This is a genomic window from Kitasatospora sp. NPDC040550 (genome assembly GCF_055594965.1).
This window is the reverse complement of the sequence record NZ_JBVIWC010000006.1, coordinates 284,090-302,740: the sequence shown is the minus strand read 5'-3', so window position 1 is coordinate 302,740 and position 18,651 is coordinate 284,090. Positions and strand designations below refer to the sequence as shown.

General features: G+C 75.0%; 16 protein-coding genes. 10 read left to right on the top strand and 6 right to left on the bottom strand.

What is annotated here, in order from left to right; all coding sequences use genetic code 11:
* The first annotated feature begins 100 nt into the window (after nt 1–100).
* Complete coding sequence (gene rox, locus ACZ58X_RS12355; RefSeq protein ID WP_470333613.1) at nt 101–1,531, top strand: rifampin monooxygenase; 1,431 nt, start codon at nt 101–103, stop codon at nt 1,529–1,531.
* Nucleotides 1,532–1,709: 178 nt separating this feature from the next.
* On the opposite strand, the gene ACZ58X_RS12350 is transcribed toward rox, so the two are convergent.
* Nucleotides 1,710–2,489 (bottom strand): VOC family protein, encoded by a 780-nt coding sequence (locus tag ACZ58X_RS12350; RefSeq protein ID WP_470333612.1) that lies wholly within the window; start codon nt 2,487–2,489, stop codon nt 1,710–1,712.
* Between the two features lie 265 nt (nt 2,490–2,754).
* On the opposite strand from ACZ58X_RS12350, the gene ACZ58X_RS12345 reads away from it, so the two are divergent.
* The 3 genes from ACZ58X_RS12345 to ACZ58X_RS12335 all read left to right on the top strand — a co-directional run bounded on the left by ACZ58X_RS12345 (nt 2,755) and on the right by ACZ58X_RS12335 (nt 8,888).
* Nucleotides 2,755–3,204, top strand: coding sequence for an effector-associated constant component EACC1 (locus tag ACZ58X_RS12345; protein WP_470333611.1), 450 nt, complete (start codon nt 2,755–2,757; stop codon nt 3,202–3,204).
* A 7-nt stretch (nt 3,205–3,211) separates the two neighbouring features.
* Entirely contained in the window at nt 3,212–7,816 is a 4,605-nt protein-coding gene (locus ACZ58X_RS12340; protein ID WP_470333610.1) for a caspase, EACC1-associated type, read from the top strand.
* A gap of 82 nt (nt 7,817–7,898) precedes the next feature.
* The gene (locus tag ACZ58X_RS12335; RefSeq protein WP_470333609.1) at nt 7,899–8,888 is read left to right on the top strand and encodes a phosphotransferase family protein; all 990 of its coding nucleotides are present in this window, start codon (nt 7,899–7,901) and stop codon (nt 8,886–8,888) included.
* Nucleotides 8,889–8,952: 64 nt separating this feature from the next.
* On the opposite strand, the gene ACZ58X_RS12330 is transcribed toward ACZ58X_RS12335, so the two are convergent.
* From ACZ58X_RS12330 to ACZ58X_RS12315, 4 genes are all read right to left on the bottom strand, one after another.
* Entirely contained in the window at nt 8,953–9,324 is a 372-nt protein-coding gene (locus ACZ58X_RS12330; protein ID WP_470333608.1) for a fic family toxin-antitoxin system, toxin component, read from the bottom strand.
* The gene (locus tag ACZ58X_RS12325) at nt 9,321–9,563 is read right to left on the bottom strand and encodes a plasmid mobilization protein (protein WP_350508867.1); all 243 of its coding nucleotides are present in this window, start codon (nt 9,561–9,563) and stop codon (nt 9,321–9,323) included. The genes ACZ58X_RS12330 and ACZ58X_RS12325 overlap by 4 nt, the downstream gene beginning before the upstream one ends.
* Nucleotides 9,564–9,593: 30 nt before the next feature.
* The gene (locus ACZ58X_RS12320) at nt 9,594–10,304 is read right to left on the bottom strand and encodes an ATP-binding protein (RefSeq protein ID WP_470333607.1); all 711 of its coding nucleotides are present in this window, start codon (nt 10,302–10,304) and stop codon (nt 9,594–9,596) included.
* 100 nt (nt 10,305–10,404) lie between these two features.
* Nucleotides 10,405–11,073, bottom strand: coding sequence for a pyridoxamine 5'-phosphate oxidase family protein (locus tag ACZ58X_RS12315; RefSeq protein WP_470333606.1), 669 nt, complete (start codon nt 11,071–11,073; stop codon nt 10,405–10,407).
* Between the two features lie 522 nt (nt 11,074–11,595).
* Between ACZ58X_RS12315 and ACZ58X_RS12310 the strand changes: the two genes are divergently transcribed.
* On the top strand, nt 11,596–12,435 hold the full coding sequence (locus ACZ58X_RS12310; protein ID WP_470333605.1) for a slipin family protein: 840 nt from the start codon (nt 11,596–11,598) through the stop codon (nt 12,433–12,435).
* A gap of 152 nt (nt 12,436–12,587) precedes the next feature.
* Nucleotides 12,588–13,952, top strand: a complete 1,365-nt coding sequence (locus tag ACZ58X_RS12305) for an FAD-dependent oxidoreductase (protein ID WP_470333604.1) — start codon at nt 12,588–12,590, stop codon at nt 13,950–13,952.
* A gap of 33 nt (nt 13,953–13,985) precedes the next feature.
* Here ACZ58X_RS12305 and ACZ58X_RS12300 read toward each other — a convergent pair whose 3' ends face one another.
* Nucleotides 13,986–14,636: a TetR-like C-terminal domain-containing protein gene (locus tag ACZ58X_RS12300; protein WP_470333603.1), complete on the bottom strand. Its 651-nt coding sequence runs from the start codon at nt 14,634–14,636 to the stop codon at nt 13,986–13,988.
* Nucleotides 14,637–14,937: 301 nt separating this feature from the next.
* Here ACZ58X_RS12300 and ACZ58X_RS12295 point away from each other — a divergent pair, with 301 nt between their 5' ends.
* The 4 genes from ACZ58X_RS12295 to ACZ58X_RS12280 all read left to right on the top strand — a co-directional run bounded on the left by ACZ58X_RS12295 (nt 14,938) and on the right by ACZ58X_RS12280 (nt 18,597).
* Nucleotides 14,938–15,759 (top strand): lipase family protein, encoded by an 822-nt coding sequence (locus ACZ58X_RS12295; protein ID WP_470333602.1) that lies wholly within the window; start codon nt 14,938–14,940, stop codon nt 15,757–15,759.
* Complete coding sequence (locus ACZ58X_RS12290) at nt 15,756–16,193, top strand: ribonuclease domain-containing protein (RefSeq protein ID WP_470333601.1); 438 nt, start codon at nt 15,756–15,758, stop codon at nt 16,191–16,193. The genes ACZ58X_RS12295 and ACZ58X_RS12290 overlap by 4 nt, the downstream gene beginning before the upstream one ends.
* 156 nt (nt 16,194–16,349) lie before the next feature.
* A complete protein-coding gene (locus ACZ58X_RS12285) occupies nt 16,350–17,729 on the top strand; it encodes a chloride channel protein (protein WP_470333600.1) in 1,380 nt (459 codons plus the stop codon).
* Between the two features lie 151 nt (nt 17,730–17,880).
* Entirely contained in the window at nt 17,881–18,597 is a 717-nt protein-coding gene (locus ACZ58X_RS12280) for a DUF2278 family protein (protein WP_470333599.1), read from the top strand.
* Nucleotides 18,598–18,651: the final 54 nt, after the last annotated feature.

Sequence of the window (18,651 nt, the reverse complement as noted above, 5' to 3'; positions counted from 1 at the left end):
CGACCGAGGCCGGAACCTGGCGATACGTACGATTCGCACCTTACGTAGGTTGGTGCCCGGACTACCGGCCTCGTTCGACACTCACTGGGGGAATGTTCCGATGATCGACGTGATCGTGGTCGGCGGCGGGCCGACCGGCCTCATGCTGGCGATCGAACTGCGGCTGCAGGGCGTCCGGGTGGTCGTCCTGGAGCGGCTGACCGAGCCGACCCCGGAGTCCCGCGGGCAGGGCCTGCACGTGCGCAGCGTGGAGATGATGGACCAGCGCGGGCTGCTGGACCGGTTCCTCGCCGAGGGCCGCACGTTCCGGATCGGCGGGTTCTTCGGCCACATCCACAAGCCGTGGCCGGAGACCATGGACACCGCTCACGAGTACGGCCTGTCCGTCGAGCAGCCGGTCACCGAGCGGCTGCTCGGCGCGTACGCCGCCGAGCTCGGCGCGGAGGTCCGGCGCGGCCGGGAGGTGGCCGGGCTCGACCAGGACGAGGAGGGGGTCACGGTCGAGCTGGCGGACGGCACCCGGCTGCGCTGCCGCTACCTGGTCGGCTGCGACGGCGGCCGCAGCACGGTGCGCCGCCGGCTCGGTGTCGACTTCCCCGGCGAGCCGTCCCGGGTCGACACCCTGCTCGCCGAGCTGTCGCTGGCCAAGGACCCGGCGACCGTCGAGGAGGTGGTCGCGCGGGTCCGCCGGACCGAACTGCGCTTCGGCGCCGTCCCCCGGGGCGAGGGGCTGTACCGGGTGATCGTGCCCGCCCCGGACGTCGCCGAGGACCGCACCGACGGCCCCACCCTGGAGGAGTTCCGGCAGCAGCTGCGCGCCATCGCCGGCACCGACCTCGGCGCCCACTCGCCCCGCTGGCTCTCCCGCTTCGGCGACGCGACCCGGCAGGCCGAGCGGTACCGGGTCGGCCGGGCCTTCCTGGCCGGCGACGCGGCGCACATCCACCCGCCCACCGGCGGGCAGGGCCTCAACCTCGGCATCCAGGACGCCTACAACCTGGGCTGGAAGCTCGCCGCGGCCGTCCACGGCCGGGCCCCCGAGGACCTCCTGGACAGCTACCACGCCGAGCGCCACCCGGTGGGCGCCCGGGTCCTGGCCAACACCCGCGCTCAGATGACGCTGCTGGGCTCCGAGCCCGGTGCCGTCGCGCTGCGGGAACTGCTCTCCACGCTGATGGACTTCGAGGAGGTGAACCGCTACATGACCGAGATGGTCTTCGGCGTCGGTGTCCGCTACGACCTCGGTGAGGGCCCCGAACTGCTCGGGCGGCGGCTGCGGGACGTCCGGTTGAAGAGCGGCCGCCTGTACGAGCGGATGCACGGCGGACGGGCCCTGCTGCTCGACGCCACCGGGGGCGCCCTGTCGGTGACCGGCTGGGCCGACCGCGTCGACCACGTCACCGACCCCGCCGAGGACTTCGACGCCCCCGCCGTCCTGCTCCGCCCGGACGGGTACGTGGCCTGGCTCGGCGAGGACCAGCCGACCCTGGACGGGGCACTCACCCGCTGGTTCGGCCCCGCCACCACCTGACCGGCCCCTCGACGCGGAGGCGGTCGTCCTCCCCGGTCCGTCCCGTCCGTCCCGTCCGTCCCGTCCCCCCGGTCCCCTCGGCCTCCCCCGACGGTGACGCGCCCCGCCCGCCCGGAGGTGCCCGGGCGGGCGGGGCGGGCCACGGGCGGGGCGTGGCCGGAACCAGAGCCTGGGTGACCTACATCGGGGCGAGCTTGATCATCGCGAAGGTCGCGCCCTGCGGGTCGGCGACCACCGTCATCCGGCCGGCCACCATGTCGAAGGGCGGGGCGAGGACGGTGCCGGTGCGCTTGACCACGGCGTCGGCACAGGAGTCCACGTCGTCGACCGCGAAGTAGGTCAGCCAGTGCGCGGGGGTGCCGGGCGGGTCGTTGGCGAGCAGCGAGACCCCGCCGACGGAGCGGCCGCCGACCTTCTGCTCCCAGTACTGGTCGTTGCCCTCCGCCGGCTCGATCTCGATGCCGAAGGCCTCGCCGTAGAAGGCGGTGGCGCCGGGGACGTCGCTGGTGTGCAGCTCGTTCCAGGTCAGCGCGCCGGGCTCGTTGACCACCTGGGCGCCGGAGAACTCGCCCGGCTGCCAGACGCCGAACACCGCGCCCTGCGGGTCGGCGGCGATCAGCATCCGGCCCAGCGGGCCGACGTCCATCACCGGGGCCAACAGGGTGCCGCCCGCCCCGACGATGGCGTCCTGGGTGGCCTGGGCGTCGGTGGTGGCCAGGTAGCTGGTCCATACGGTGGGCGGCTCCGGCATGCCCTCGGGGGCCATCGCCGGGCCGATGCCGGCCGCCGCCTTTCCGTTGAGCTCGCAGACGGCGTAGCCGCCGAACTCGGCCGGGCCGGGCTGCCCCTGCCAGCCGAAGAGGTCGCGGTAGAAGTCCAGCGCGGCCTGCTGGTCCTTCGCCATCAGATCGACCCAGCACGGGGTGCCGGTCACGTACGGGGTGGTGACTTCGGGCATTGCTCGCTCTTTCCTCTTCCTCGTGAGGTCCCCCGCCAGTCACCCTCGCGTCCCGTCCGGGGATCCGCCACCCGACACGCCACCGCCGCGTCGCCGCCACGGACTGCGCCGGACCCCACGCGTCCCACACCCACCGCTCACCCGTTCGGCCCAACGGGGCTCACGAACGACCACCGCGGGCCCCCGACCACGGGGTTTGACCCGGACCACTCGTTGTTGTGACGCTAGGTCAACACAGCGTGCACCGTTGACTCCTGGGGGGACCGTGGACGAACCGCTCCGCATCCGTGTCACCGACGCCGACCGAGGCGCCGCCACCTCCCTGCTCGCCTGGCTGCGGGCGGAGGAGGAGCTGCGCGGCCGGGTCGAGCTGGAGGCCGCGCCGCCGCAGCCCGGCTCGCTGGGCACCCTGGCCGACGTGCTCACCGTCGCCGTCGGTGCCGGTGGGGCGGTGTCCGGCCTGACCAGCGCGCTGATCGCGTGGATCCGGCGCCGGGCCGGCGACACGGTGGTCCAGGTGACCCGCGCGGACGGCAGCTCGGTCGAACTGCGGGCCACGGCGGTGCACGGCCTGAACGCGGACGGCGTCGCCGCCCTCGTCCGCGAGGTGGGCGCGTCGCTGGCCGAGCGCCCCGGGCCGGCCGCCCTGCCCGGGGCCGGCGACGAACGCCCCGACGACGAGCGCCCCGACGACGAACGACACGGCGGGGAGTGACCCGGCGGTGAGCGGCGCCGGCCTGCCCCTGGGCCTCCCCGGTGCCCGGGCCCTGGTCATCGGGAGCGGCACCCACGTCCCAGGTTCCGTCCTGCCCGACGTCCCGGCCGCGGCCGCCACCGTGCGCGCCGTCGAGCGGGCGCTGGTCGACCACTGCGGCCTCGCCCCCGAACACGTCCGGACCGTGCTCGACCCGGAGGACCCCGTCGTGCTCGGCGAGGCCCTGACCGCCGCCGCGGAGTCGGCGGACTCCGTGCTGCTCGTGTACTACGTCGGCCACGGCCTGGTCGACGACGACAACGAGCTGTACCTGGCGACCCACGTCACCGACCACCTCACCCGCGGCCTCGCCTACAAGGGGCTGCGCTACGCCACCCTGCGCCGGACGCTGGCCGGTTCCCGGGCCCGCTCGGTCGTGCTCGTCCTGGACTGCTGCTTCTCCGGCCGGGCCGCGCCCGTCGGCCGGGCCGGCCACGCCTTCGAGACCGCCCATCCCGGCGGCGGCTTCGTCCTGGCCTCCGCCGCCCCGGAGGAGCTCGCCCTCGCCCCGCCCGGCGCGGCGTACACCGCGTTCAGCGGCGAGCTGCTGCGCCTGCTGCGCGAGGGCGACCCGATCGGCCCGCCGCAGCTGACCCTGGACGACGTCCACCGGGCGCTGTCCCGCACGCTCCGCGACCGGGGCTTCCCGGCGCCGCGCCGCCAGGCCGAGGGACGGGCCGGCGAACTGGTCCTCGCGCCCAACCCGGCCTACGATCCGCCGCCCGGTCCCCGCCCGCCCGAGCCCCACCCCGGCGCCTGCCCCTACCGGGGCCTGGCCGCGTACGGCGCGGAGGACGCCCCGTACTTCTTCGGCCGCGAGGCGCTGACCGCGACGCTGGTCTCCCGTGTGGCCGCGCGGCTCGCCCGGGGCGGACCGCTCGTGGTGGTCGGCCCGTCCGGCGCCGGGAAGTCCTCGCTGCTGCGCGCCGGGCTGCTGCCCGCGCTCGACCTCGGGCTGCCCGGGGAGCTCCAGGCCTGGCGCTGGCCGCGCGTGGTGCTGACCCCGGGCGAGCGACCGGTGACGCGGCTCGCCCACGCCCTGGCCGAGCTGACCGAACCGGGCGGACCCCACCTCGGCGGTCCCGAGGCGATCCGGACCGAGCTGATGGCCGCGCCGGAGACGGTCCTCGCCCGGCTGCCCGCCGACGGGACCCGGCCCGTCCTGGTGGTGGACCAGTTCGAGGAGCTGTTCACCGCCTGCACCGACGAGCGCGAGCGGGAGGTCTTCGTCGCAGCCCTGTCCGCCGCCTGCGCCCGGGGGCCGGAGCCCGACGCCCTCCCCCGCGCGGTGGTGCTGCTGGGGCTGCGCGCCGACTTCTACGGCCACTGCGCGGCCCACCCGGCGCTGGCGGAGGCGCTGCAGGACGGCCAGGTCCTGGTCGGCCCGATGCGGACCGGCGAACTGCGCGACGCCGTCGAGAAGCCCGCGCTGCTCGCCGGGCTGAGCCTGGAACCCGGCCTGGTCGACCTGCTGCTGCGCGACCTGCGCACCGGCGGCGACCGCCCGCGCGGCCCCGGCGCCGCGCTGCCGCTGCTCTCGTACGCGCTGCTGGCCACCTGGCAGAAGCGCGCGGACCGGATGCTCACCATGGCGGGCTACCAGGCCTCGGGCGGCATCTGGGGCGCGGTCGCCCAGACCGCGCAGGCCACCTACGACGCGCTGGACGCCGACGGGCGGCGGGCCGCCCGGCAGCTCCTGCTGCGCATGGTGCACGTGGTCGACGGCGCCGAGGACACCCGCCGGCGGGTCCCGCTCGCCGAGCTCGGCCTCGACGCGGACCCGGCCGCGCAGGCCGCGCTCTCCGCACTCGTCGGGGCCCGGCTGGTCGTCGCCGACGACGGCCACGCCGAACTCGCCCACGAGGCGGTGCTGCGCGCCTGGCAGCAGCTGCGGGACTGGATCGAGCACGACCGGGCCGGCCTGCTGCTGCGCCAGCGGCTGCACGACGCAGCGGACGCCTGGGAGCGGGACGGGCGCGACGAAGGGGCCCTGTACCGGGGCGTTCGACTGGCCGCCGCCGTCCAGTGGGTCGAGGAGTCCGCGCAGCGGCACGGCACCACCCCGGTGGCCCGCGAGTTCGTCGCCGCCGGCCAGGCCCGGCAGGCCGCCGAACGGCGCGCCGAACGCCGCCGCACCACACGGCTGCGGGCCCTGGCCGGCGTCCTGGCCGTGCTGCTGATGGTGGCGGTCGCCGGGGTCGGCACGGCGGCCTGGCAGAACCGGCTGGCCAACGAGCAGCGGGACCTCCTCGCCTCCAAGGTGGGAGCTCAGGAAGCCGGCCAGATCCGGGCCACCGATCCGACCTTGGCGCTCCAACTCGCCCTGTCCGCACGGCACATCGCGGACACTCCGGAGGCGCGCGGCAGCCTGTTCGACTCGGCGCTGGCACCCTACTCCACGCCGGTCGCCGCACCCACCGGCACCGTCCGCAACCTCGCCCACAGTGCCCTACGGCACCTGCTGGCCGGCACGGGCAGCGACCGGAGCGTCCGGCTCTGGGACCTCTCGGACCCGCGCGAGACGAAAGCCCTCTCGACCACCCGGACCACCACCGAGCATGTGGGCCTCGCGCTCAGCCCGGACGGCCGGTTGCTCGCGGCCGAGGACACGGACACCTCGGTGCGCCTGTGGAACGTGGCGGACCCGACCCGTCCGGAGTCCCTCGCCCTCCTGCCCGGCACCTCCGGCGCGCTCGCGCTCAGCCCGGACGGGCACCGGCTGGCCGTCCTCGGCAAGGCCGGTTCCTCGCTCTGGGACCTCACCGACCCCCGGCGCCCCGCCCGGGCCGCCACCCTGCCCACCGCCACCGGTACGCAGCAGTCCGGCGCGTTCAGCGCGGACGGACGCCTGCTCGCCCTCCTGCACGCCGAGTCCGAGGACTCGACCACCGTCCAGCTGTGGAACGTCGCCGACCCGGCCGAACCCGCGCTCACCGGCAGCATCGCCGACAGCCACGGACTCGGCCTGGCGTTCAGCCCCCGGGCCCCGCTGCTGGCCCTCGGCGCGAACGGCCGTGGCGTTCGCCTGTGGGACACCACCGACCCGGCCAAGCCCGCCCCCGTCAACCAGGCCTCCTACGACACCTCGGCCCCGGTGACGATCGACTCCCAGCAGACCGTGGCCGCCCTGGCCTTCTCCCCGGACGGCCGGACCCTGGCGTTCGGCTCCTCCCGCTCCGACGACTACTTCACCGGCCACGCCCAGACGGTGGACCTCCACGACCCGCGCTCCCCGGTCACCGTCGTCGACTACCCCACCTCGGAGACCGTCTACGCGGTCGCGCTCGACGACAGCGGCTCGTCCCTGCTCAGCGCCGGCACGGCACTCCGGCGCTGGCACCCGGCACCGGCCACCGTGCTGTCCGGCACGGGCGCCTACGGGAACTTCACCCGGGACGGCCGCACCCTCGCCTGGGCCTTCGACCCACCGCCCGGGCGCAGCACCGACAACGCCCGGCAGTACCGCCTGTGGCGGACCGACGGGCCCTACGACGCCAGGCAGGCCGGGACGTTGACGGGCCTGAACGGCGGGACGGTCCGCGCCGTCGACGACCACACCCTGCTCACGTACAGCGACGTCGCGCTCCCCCTCCTCTGGGACGTCTCCGACCCGGACCACCCCCGTCGGGGCGGCACGCTCAACGCGCTCTCCGAACCCCTGGACCACACCGGCGTGCTCCCCGACTTCATGGCGGACCTGGACACCCGGGACGGACTGGTCGTGGCCAACGGCCGCGACGGCCGGATCCACGTGTGGGACGCCTCCGACGCGAGCGCCCCGAAGGAGCTCTCCACCATCCCCTCCCCCCGGCCTCCCGGCCAACTCCACCTCGTCAACCGGAATCTGGTCTCGCTGGACCGGAGGGACGGCCACCGGATCAGCGTCTGGGACCTCCGCGACCCCGCGCATCCGACGGCCGCCGCACCGATCGACCCCGGCACCACCGTGGTCCAGGAGGACCAGGCTCAGAACCGGCTCGCGATCGCCCTGGCCAGGCTCCCCGGCTCCAACCCCAAGACCATCCAGCTCTGGGACCTGGGCGACCCCCAGCACCCCGACCACGGGGCACTCCCCGAAGGGCCCGTCACCGACTTCGCGCTCAGCCACGACGGGCGCACCCTCGCGGTGTCGAACGACAACACCGTCGACCTGTGGGACGTCACCGACATCCACCACCCGCAGCCGGCCGGCTCCCTCGTCGCCCAGAAGCAGTTCAACCTCCAGTTCAGCCCGGACAACCGGCTGCTCCTCAGCAGGGCCCTGGCCGACCGCTCGGCCCTCAACAACGGCGGCCGGATCCACCTCTGGCAGGTGGCCGACCCGCACGCCCCGACCGAGGTCGCCGTACAGACTCCCAAGCACTACGTCCCCTCCCTCGGGTTCAGCCCCGACGGGAGGAGCCTGGTGATCGACGAGGCCGCCGGAGACGGCGACCCGAGCCGGGTCACCATCCTCGACCCCGACATCGACCGCCTCACCCGCCACCTCTGCGACGTCGCGGGCGCCACCATCACCGAGGCCCAGTGGAAGCAGTACTTCCCCGGCACCCCCTACCACCGCCCCTGCGGCTGACACCCCCGACCGGGCCCGCCGGACACCGTCGGGGCCGGGTAGGGTGCCCAGGTCGTGCTCACAGGGGAGGCGGAGCAGCCGGATGGCAGCCGAGACGGAAGCGGTACGGGCGCAGTTGGCGAGTGCGGGGCGGGCCGCCCTGGGCGGTGGACGGCGGCTCGTCGCCGTGCGGCGGCTGGCGGGCGGCAGCAAGAAGGGCGTCTACCGCCTGCTGCTGGACGACGCCACCACGGCCGTCGCCTACCGCTGGGACCGGAGCGAGAACTACTGGCCGGCGGCCGAGGGCGACGACGACCTCGCCGACCCGTTCTCCCCCGGACTCGGCCTCGACCTGTTCGAGGCCGCGCACACCCGCCTGGCCGGGCTCGGCGTCCGTGTCCCCGCGATCCGGCTGGTCGACCGCGAAGGGGTGCACGGTCGGGGCGGTCTGGCCGTCGTCGAGGACGTCCGGGGCGAGAGCCTGGAGGCCCTGCTCGCCCGCGACCGGCGGGCCGCGGCCCCGGTGCTGGACCGGCTCGGCGAGGCGCTGGAGGCGATGCGCGGCCACCGCGCGCCCGGGTACGGCAAGGTGGCGGTGGTCGACGCGGGCGGCCGATCGAACGGTACGTCCTGCGAGGAGGTCGTCCTCACCCGCGCCCAACGGGACCTGGCCGAGGCGGCGGCGCGCGATCCCCGGGTGGCGGCGGCCCGGGAGCGCCTGGCGGCGCGGCTGTCGGCGCTGGCCGAGGCGGTCCGGCCGCGCGCCGAACACGCGCTGGTGCACGGGGAGTTGGGTCCCGACCACGTCCTGGTGGACCCGGCCGGGCGGCCGGTGGTGATCGACATCGAGGGCGCAATGTACTTCGACGTCGAGTGGGAGCACGTCTTCCTGCGGATCCGGCTGCACGCGGACTACCGCCCGCTGGAACCGGCCGGACTGGACGAACACCGGCTCGCCCTCTACCTGCTGGCGCAGCGGCTCTCGCTGACCGCTGGCCCGCTCCGGCTGCTCGACGGGGACTTCCCCGACCGGGCGGCGATGGCGGCCATCGCCGAGTACAACCTGAACCGGGCCCTGGAGCTGGCCCGTTGAGGGGCGGGCGGGCACACCGCGCGCCGTCGAATCCGGCGGCGGCGCGCGGCCCGCTCCCCCGGGCTCAGTGGAACCAGGTGCGGATCGCGGCCGCGGCCTCCCGGACGCCGGCGTTCCCGGCGCGGATCCGGGCGGCCAGTTCGACGGCCTGCTTGGGGTCGGCCGTCACGATGACGCCGGAGGCGCTCAGGTAGGAGGCGGCGACCACGGCGGCGAAGTGCTCGTTGGCGGATTCCAGTGCCGGGACCCGGATCAGCTGGTGCATCAGGGCGGCCGCCCGCTGGTGCACGGCGCCGTAGACCGGCACCTCCATCACCTCGTCGGCGTGCCGGGCCACGGCGGCGGCCAGGGTCCCGTAGTCGGTGACGTCCGGGTCGCTCGGCAGGAACTGGTGCGCGATGTCGAGCAGCCAGACCCGGTCGATCCGCAGGATCACGCGGCGTCCGCCGTGGCGTCGCGGGTGCTGCGCGGGTACGGCCCGAACTCCTCCTCGAACGCGGGCCCCCAGGCCTGCGCGAAGTGGGCGGCGGCGGTGAGGAAACGCTCGCGCCGCTCGTCCGCCTCCTCCGCCAGCACCTTGCGCGCGTAGTCGGGCAGGCTCATCCCGGCGGCCTCCGCGCGCTGCTCCAGGGCCTCGTGCACGGCGTCGTCCAGTCGGACGTTCAGCTGCTTCATGGCGGTGAGCGTAGCCGCAGGTACGGCTCGCTACAAGGCGGCCTCGGCGCTCCGGCCGCCGCCCCGCCCCGGCGCCGCGCCCCCGCCGTCCGGGCCGCCCGCCGGCCCGTCGCCCGCCGCCGCGCCGTGTTCGACCCTGACCTCCAGGGCGGGCCAGTGCGCCGCCCACCGGGTCAGCCGCTCCGCGTCCGGGAGGCCCGGCGGGAGCAACGCGGCGTCCGGGTGGAAGGTCACGCAGGTGCCGGTGGTGCCGTCGGGCTCGATCGGGTCGAGGTCGGTGACCGGGAGGCCGTGCTCGTAGCGCTGCGTCCAGGCGCCGTCGAGCCGGCGGTTGGTGTGCAGCAGCCGGGTGCTGAGCGCCGCGACCACGGACATGCCCCGGCGCGGGTGCCCGTCGGGGAGCAGTTCCGCCCCGGGGTCGTCGAAGAAGCGCAGATCCTTGGTCGCCATGACCGGCTTCTTGACCACCTCGCCGCGCTCGTCGACCCGGGTGTCGGTGCCCCGCCCGTCGTCGCGGACCGAGACCGCGCCGTCGGCGTGCAGCGTGACCACGCACCGGCCTGCGCCGCGTGCCGCCGCCTCGTCACCCGGGTAGGCGAGCACCTCCAGGACGAGGTGCGCCACCCCGCCCGGTGCCAGGCCGTCCGCCCCCGCGCGGATCGCGGCGAGGTGGTCGGCGTCCACGGCGGCCGCCCAGTCGTGGGTGGTGGTGGTCCAGGTGTCCCTCGCGGTCGCGTCCATCCGAGGAGTATGCCCCAGCGGTCGGCGGCGGCCCACCACGGCCTCCACCAACTGGTTCCGCAGGTAAGGAACTTGCCGAACAGCCGCGCGGGAGTGGCGCTCAGCCGGTGACGAGCCGTCGGCCGCTGATCTCGGCCGGGCGGATCCGGACCCAGCGGGGCCGGTCGCCGCCGGCCCAGGGGGCCGCGCCGGGCAGGGCGTCGAGGCGGTGCAGCTCCGCCGGGTCGTCGACGTACCGCGCCGTGCCGAGGGCGAGCACGCTCCAGCCGCGCCCCAGGTACTCGTCGATGCGGTCGACCTGGAAGGACACCTGTGCGCCCGGCTCCGGGGCGGTGGCGGTGCGTTCGCCGGTGCGGTAGGCGAAGGAGGACTGGTCGACCACGTAGTTGACGGGGTAGACCGCCGGGCCCGGGCGCACAGGCAGGCCGATCCGGCCGATCCCGTGGGTGCCGACCAGCTCCCAGCACTCGGCGTCGGTGAGGTCGAGCAGGCGGGGCCGGGGGCCGGGCCCCTCGTGGCCGGGCGGCGCGTCCGCGCGGCCGGCCACGAGTTCCTCCCGGCTGGTGCCGAGGGCGGCGGCGATCCGGACGAAGCCGCCGGGGTCGAAGGCGGGGCCGGCTTCGAGCAGGTGGCGCAGGTACTGCGGGGCCATCGCGGCCCGCTGGGCCAGGGCGTCCTCGGTGAGGCCGAGTTGCCCGAGGCGTTCGGCGATCCGGCGGGCCACGGCGGTGGGGTCGGGATCGGGCGTGGGGTCGGGGGTGTCGTTCACGGTGGTGGCTCCTCGGCTCGCCAAGGGGGGTGCCCGGACCGGTGTCCGGGCGGTGACCAGGCCGGATCCATCCAAGCGCCCGGCCCATCCCGAGTCGAGGAACGGGAGGGCCCGTGCGTGTCGGAGCAGCCGGGGGCGGGCCCCCGGAACCCCGACCTTGATCACCCGTCCGCCGCCTGCGATCATCCCCCTGACGCAGGCTCAAGTCCGCTTCGCACAAAGGGGAACACCCGGGAACAACGGGGACTCCTTCCGTGCCTGAACCGCCCGCACCGGCCGACCGGGCGGCGGGACGGACCACCGCCCCCCCGCCCCGCCACCCGCCCCGGCGCCCGCCCCGGCGCCGCCACGGCGCCGCCACGGCGCCGCCACGGATCGTCAACTCACCGTCAAGATCCCTGCACGGGCCTTACCGTGCCGCCCGGCCGGGCGCATACTGTGCTGCGCGCGGCGAGCGCCCGGCGACAGGGCCACACCGGACCCGGCCCGGCCGCACCGCGACGGGGAGCAGGTGGAACAGGCGTGACAGGATCCGTGATCGCCGCCGTGGTCGTCGTCCTCTTCTTGCTGACGACCGGCGTGCGGGTGGTCCAGCAGTACGAGCGCGGTGTGGTGTTCCGGCTCGGCCGGGTGCGCGGGACGGTCCGCGAGCCGGGCCTGACGCTGCTGGTGCCGGTGGTCGACAAGATGCGCAAGGTGAACGTCCAGGTGGTCACCATGCCGGTGCCCACCCAGGAGGGCATCACCAAGGACAACGTGTCGGTGAGCGTGGACGCGGTGCTGTACTTCCGCGTGATCGAGCCGATCCGGGCCACCGTGGACGTGCAGAACTACAACTTCGCCATGCTGCAGGTCGCCCAGACCTCGCTGCGCTCGATCATCGGCAAGAGCGAGCTGGACGACCTGCTGTCCGGGCGGGAGAACCTGCACCACGACCTGGAGGTCATGCTGGAGAGCCCCGCGTCGGGCTGGGGCGTGCACATCGACCGGGTGGAGATCAAGGACGTCAGCCTGCCCGATTCGATGAAGCGCTCGATGGCCCGCCAGGCCGAGGCGGACCGGGAGCGCCGGGCCCGTATCATCACCGCGGACGGCGAGTTCCAGGCCGCCGCCAAGCTCGCCGAGGCGGCGGCCAAGATGTCCGAGACGCCGGCGGCCCTCCAACTGCGCATGCTGCAGACGGTGGTCGAGGTGGCGGCGGAGAAGAACTCGACGCTGGTGCTGCCGTTCCCGGTGGAGATGCTGCGGTTCTTCGAGGCCTCCGCGAACCGGCTCGCCGAGGGGGCCCCGGCGGCCCCCGCACCGGCCGTCCCGCCGCAGGCGCGCGACGCCGAGCCTGCGGCCCCGGCCGACGGCAGCTAACGCCCGGCCGGCCCGGGAAGTTCCCGGGCCGGCCATAGCTTGGCTCTATGAGGTCATAGATCGACACCGCCTACACCTCCGCGCGACCAGCGGGTTGGCTGCAAGGGTCCAGACCATTCGGCCCGCTCCGTCCGCCCGGAGGATTCACCCGCATGACCCGCTCGATCCGAGTCGCCATCGTCGGAGCCGGCCCCGCCGGGATCTACGCCGCCGACGCCCTGCTCAAGTCCGACGCCGCGAAGGCGCCCGGCGTCTCGATCGACCTGTTCGAACGGATGCCGGCCCCGTTCGGCCTGATCCGCTACGGCGTGGCCCCCGACCACCCGCGGATCAAGGGCATCGTCACCGCCCTGCACCATGTCCTCGACAAGCCCCAGGTCCGCCTGTTCGGCAACGTCGACTACCCGACCGACCTCACCCTGGACGACCTGCACCGCCACTACGACGCCGTGGTCTTCTCCACCGGCGCGATGGCGGACCGCTCGCTCGACCTGCCGGGCATCGACCTGGACGGCTCCTACGGCGCCGCGGACTTCGTCTCCTGGTACGACGGCCACCCGGACGTGCCGCGCACCTGGCCGCTGGAGGCCGAGAAGGTCGCCGTCCTCGGCGTCGGCAACGTCGCCCTGGACGTCGCCCGGATCCTCGCCAAGACCGCCGACGAGCTGCTGCCCACCGAGATCCCCCCGAACGTGTACGAGGGCCTCAAGGGCAACCGCGCCGTCGAGGTCCACGTCTTCGGCCGCCGCGGCCCGGCCCAGGCCAAGTTCAGCCCGATGGAGCTGCGCGAGCTGGACCACTCGCCCACCATCGAGGTCATCGTCAACCCCGAGGACATCGAGTACGACGAGGGCTCGATCGCCGAGCGCCGCGCCGTCAAGCACGTCGACCTGGTCGCCGCCACCGTCGAGAACTGGGCGATCCGTGACGTCGGCGACCGCCCGCACCGGGTCTACCTGCACTTCTTCGAGTCCCCGGTCGAGGTCCTCGGCGAGGACGGCAAGGTCGTCGGCCTGCGCACCGAGCGCACCGAGCTCGACGGCACCGGCAACGTGCGCGGCACCGGCCGGCACACCGACTGGGACGTCCAGTCGGTCTACCGCGCCGTCGGCTACTACTCCGACGAGCTGCCCAAGCTGCCCTTCGACCCGGTCTCCGGCACCGTCCCGCACCAGGCCGGCCGCGTGCTGGACGGCGACGGCTCGCACGTCACCGCCGTCTACGTCACCGGCTGGATCAAGCGCGGCCCGGTCGGCCTGATCGGCCACACCAAGGGCGACGCCAACGAGACCATCGCGTGCCTGCTGGAGGACCACGCCACCGGCCGGCTGCCCGGCGCCACCGAGCCCGACCCGGCGGGGATCGAGGAGCACCTGCGCGCCCGCGGCGTCCGCTTCACCACCTGGGACGGCTGGAAGCAGCTCGACGCCCACGAGCGCGAACTCGGGCAGGCCGAGGACCGCGAGCGGGTCAAGGTCGTCGAGCGCGAGGACATGCTGCGCCACAGCGGGGCCTGAGACCCGCGCCCCGGTGACTCCGGACGCCCGGAGTCACCGGCGGACGATCGGCAGCAGCACCTCGTCGACGATCTCCGCCGGGTCCAGCTCCACGGCGCCCCCGCCGCACAGCTTGATCCGGTACAGCATCAGGGCCGGCACCACGTCGGTGACCAACGGGGTGACCGCTCCGGGGCGGACCTCGCCCCGGGCGGCGCCCCGGTCGAGCACCTCGGCGATCAGCGCGGTGGTGGGGTCGACCACCCGTTCCTGCACCAGCTCCAGGAAGACCCGGGCGCGCTGGTGGTCGATCTCGCTCATGATCGCGCGGACGGCGGCGCCCAGGTCACTGAACATCGCGGTGCGCAGCCCGGCCACCACCTCCAGGAGGTCCCCGCGCAGGCTCCCGGTGTCCGGGGCCGGACGGGCCGGGGGCAGGGCGGCCCGCAGCGCGTCCATCACCAGCTCCTCCTTGGAGGACCACCGCCGGTAGAGGGCGGCCTTGCCGGTCTGCGCGGCGGCGGCCACGCCCTCCATGGTCAACCGGGCGTAGCCGTCGGTGGTGAGCTGCTGGAGGGCCGCCCCGTAGATGGCGCTCTCCAGCGCCTCGCCGCGCCGACGGACCGCGGCGGCCGGCGCCACGCGCACGGTGCCGAATCCTGTTCCGACGGTGCCGCCCGCAGCGCTTCGGGATTCAGCGGACATGGCTGCACACCTTCCGGGGGTTCCCTGTTCACCAGGCCTACGGCCAATGTTAGTGAACGAATCCGTTCCCTCCCAAGCACCGTGCGTGGTTCGGCCCGGGGGCCGGCCCGGAGTCCGGGAGGGTCGGCGGGGCGTGGTCTCAGCGGTCGGCCTGATATCAGACGACAGGTACCCATACGGATCGATTCGTGCGGCACCTCGGCGCCGTTCGAGTGACCCGCGGGCGCTGCCGCCCCGACCACCGAGGACGCATCCGCTACCAACGGAGGACCGCCGTCCCCCACCGAAAGGCGGCCCCTCCGTGGCCGTACCCACCACCTTCGACCAGAGCGCGACCGGCTACAGCCTCGCCCACGCCTACTGGCTGGCCAAGGCCTCGAACCTCGCCTACCAGAACGACGCCACCGTCGACCGGCAGGCCCGCGACTGGGGCTTCGACACCGTGCGCCACCACGACACCCGGTTCACCCCGCCGTTCCCGCTCCAGGACACCCAGGCGTACACCATGGCGAGCGACCGGATGATCGTGGTCGCCTTCCGCGGCACCGAACCCAGGGAGATCCGCGACTGGCTCACCGACTCCACCACCCCGCCCTGGCCGGGCCCCGCCGGGACCGGCTACGTCCACTACGGCTTCGCCGAGGCGCTGGAATCGATCTTCCCGGACGTCCTCAAGACCCTCACCGAACTCCGCGCCGACGAGCAGACCGTCTGGCTCACCGGCCACAGCCTCGGCGGCGCGCTCGCCATGCTCGCCGCCGCCCGCCTCCGCCTGGAGGACCCCCGGCTGACGGCCGACGGCGTGTACACCTTCGGCCAGCCCCGCACCTGCGACCGGCTGCTCAGCGCCGCGTACGACCGGGCCCTCCAGGGCCGGAGCTACCGCTTCGTCAACAACAACGACATCGTCCCCCAGCTGCCGCCCGAACCGGCCTTCACCCACGTCGGCGCCCTGCGCTTCATCGACTCGGCCGGAACGGTCCACGAGGGCGCCAGCGGTCTGCTCTCCGGCCTCGCCAACCGCGCCAGGGGCCTGACCTCCGCCGCCTTCGAGCCCACCGGTGAGGGCGTCCGCGACCACGTCATGCGCAACTACCTGACAGCCCTGGAGAAGAACCTGTGAGCACCCGCCTCGCCAGGGCCGCGCTCGCCCTGCTGGTCACCGTCGGCCTCGCCCCGGCCGCCGTGCCCGCGCACGCCGTCACGGCCACCCGGGCCCCGGCCGCGCTCCTCCAGCCGCCGCTGCCGCTCGAAGGCTTCCCGCCGCAGGTCGCCCAGGCGTGCGAGATCTGGCGCGAGCTGGCGTGGCCGACCACCCCGGAACCCCTCACCTACCGCCTGCCGGACGGCGGTTTCATCCGCGGCGGCAACCCGTACGGCAACCGCAGCGGCGACCTGCCGCACGCCACCACCTACCACGAGTACGACGTCAACCCCCGCCCCACCGCCAACACCCACCGGGACGCCGAGCGCCTCGTCCGCGACGCGGTGACCCACCGCGTCTACTACAGCGACGACCACTACGCCGACTTCCGCGAGATCAGCACCGGCTGCTGATCCGCAGCCCCTCGCGGGCACCCGCCGCCACCGCGGCGGGTGCCCGCTTCCCCGTGCCGTGCCCGTACGGGCGGCACACCGTGCGGGGCGGGCGGCCCCCGGCGAGACTCGGTCGCAGGACGGGGCCAGCCACCTGAGAAACCCGAAGGAGCGGTCATGCCGGAGCCCGAGCCGCCCGCCACGCCGCCCCGGCAGGGCGGCGGCCCCACCCTGCGGGAGGTGCTGCTGCACCGCGGCTACCTCGGGCTGCTGCTGGTCGCGGTGCTGGTCGGCGTCCCGATCTCGCTGGTCGCCTTCGGGTTCGTCGGCCTGGAGCACGAACTCCAGCACTGGATCTGGGAGAGCCTGCCGGACGCCGCCGGGTTCGACCGGGCGCCCTGGTGGTGGCCGCTGCCCGCGCTGGCCCTGGCCGGGCTGCTGCTCGCCCCGATCGTCACCCGACTGCCCGGGCGCGGCGGCCACGTGCCGGTGGACGGGCTCGGCGGCGCGCCCAGCCTGCCCCGGGACGTACCGGGGGTCGTGCTGGCCGCGCTCGCCTGCCTGCCGCTCGGCGCGGTGCTCGGCCCGGAGGCGCCGCTGATGGCGCTCGGCGGCGGGCTCGCGCTGCTCGCCGTCCGGCCGCCCGTCCGGGCCCGGAACCCGCGGGTGGTACCGGTGTTGGGCACGGCGGGGGCGGCGGCGGCGATCTCCACCATCTTCGGCAGCCCGCTGGTGGCCGCGGTGATGATGATCGAGGCGGCCGGGCTGGGCGGCCCCCAACTGGTCGCGCTGATCCTGCCCTGCCTGCTCGCCAGCGGCGTCGGCGCCCTGGTGTTCACCGGCTTCGGGCACTGGACCGGCCTGTCGATCGGCGCGCTCTCGCTGCCGCACGTACCCGCGACCGGCACCCCGGATCCCGGGGACTTCCTGTGGGGCGTGCCGCTGGCGGTCGCGGTCGCGCTGGTCTGCGTGACGGGGCAGGCCCTCGGCCGGCGGGTGAAGGCGTTCACGGGCGGAACCAACGCCCAGCGGACGGCGCTGCGCACGGTCGGCTGCGCGCTCGCGGTGGGCGGCTGCCTCGCCGCGTACGCCCTGCTCACCGGCCGCTCCCCGGAGGAGGCCGCGCTCTCCGGCCAGGCCACCCTGGGCGCGCTCGCCGCCGATCCGGCCGCCTGGCCGGTCGGCGCGCTGCTGGCGCTGGTGCTGTGCAAGACGCTCGGCTGGGGCATCGCGCTGGGCAGCCTGCGCGGCGGGCCGATCTTCCCCGCGATCCTGATCGGCGCCGCCCTCGGGGTGGCCTGCGCGCCGCTGCCGGGCCTGGGCACCGCACCGGCGCTGGCCGCCGGGCTGGCCGCCTCCGGCGCGGCCGTGACGAAGCTGCCGGTGACCAGCACGGTGCTGGCCGCGATGCTGCTGGGCGGGCAGGCGGCGAACGCGATGCCGCTGCTGATCGTCTCCGCCGTGACGGCCTTCCTCACCGCCGAAACCGCCGAACTGCTGCGCGGCCGGGCCGGCCACGCCCACGCGGCAACCCCGGTGCCGGCCGACCCGGCCTGACGCCCCGGTCCGGCGCTCTCGTCAACGTTCGGTGCCGCCGCTACCCGTCCGGGGGACGGAAGGTGAACAATCGCCGATTCCCCGGTACCGCACCCGGCCCGTGGGCGATAACGGAGGAGCTCCTGGCCGACCCCACCCGAGGAACCGCCCCATGCCCATCGCCACCTACGGCGTGCTCGCCGCCACCGCCGTCGACCGGCGCCGCGAGGGCGCCACCGGCACCCCGCACTACCAGATCCACCTGCGCGACGCCGCCGGGACCGACTACCGCGCGGCCGTCAACGTGCTCTCCCAGCAGGCCCCTTCGAACCTGCTCTACCTCGCCGACGAGGACTTCCGGCACCCGGTCACCGCGCTGCTCCCGGCCGCCGGCAGCGGCTGGACGGCACTGGACTCCCGGCCGGGCACCGCGAGCCTGGACTTCGTCCGCGGCAAGCTCCTCGACCACTCGGCGATGCACGCGCTGCCGCCCGACCTGCCGGGCCCGGACAACGACCTCGCCGACCTGCTCGACCACTACGTGCAGCACGCGATCGCCGACCGGGCCGCCGCCGTCTACGTGTTCGGCCAGCGCTTCGGGCCCGAACCCGGCGTCCCGGACAAGGTGTTCGGCTTCCTGCCCGGCAACGGCGTGCACGACGTGCACATGAACCAGGGCAACAGCGGGCCGTTCCGCAAGGACGACGGGGTGTACCAGGACGGCGCCCTGCTGATCCACCTGCCGGACGAGAACCGCTGGACGGCGGTGTTCCTCGCCTTCCAGTCGCAGTCCTGGCACACCGACGACCGCACCGGCCACGGCCTGCCGGGCTCCGTCCCGCACCCCGGCCGGGCACCGCTGGCCTCCCCCAGCACCAGCCCGGCGTAGCACGGCGACGGGCGCCCGGGGCCGCAGGACGGCGGCCCCGGGCCGCCGCCACCG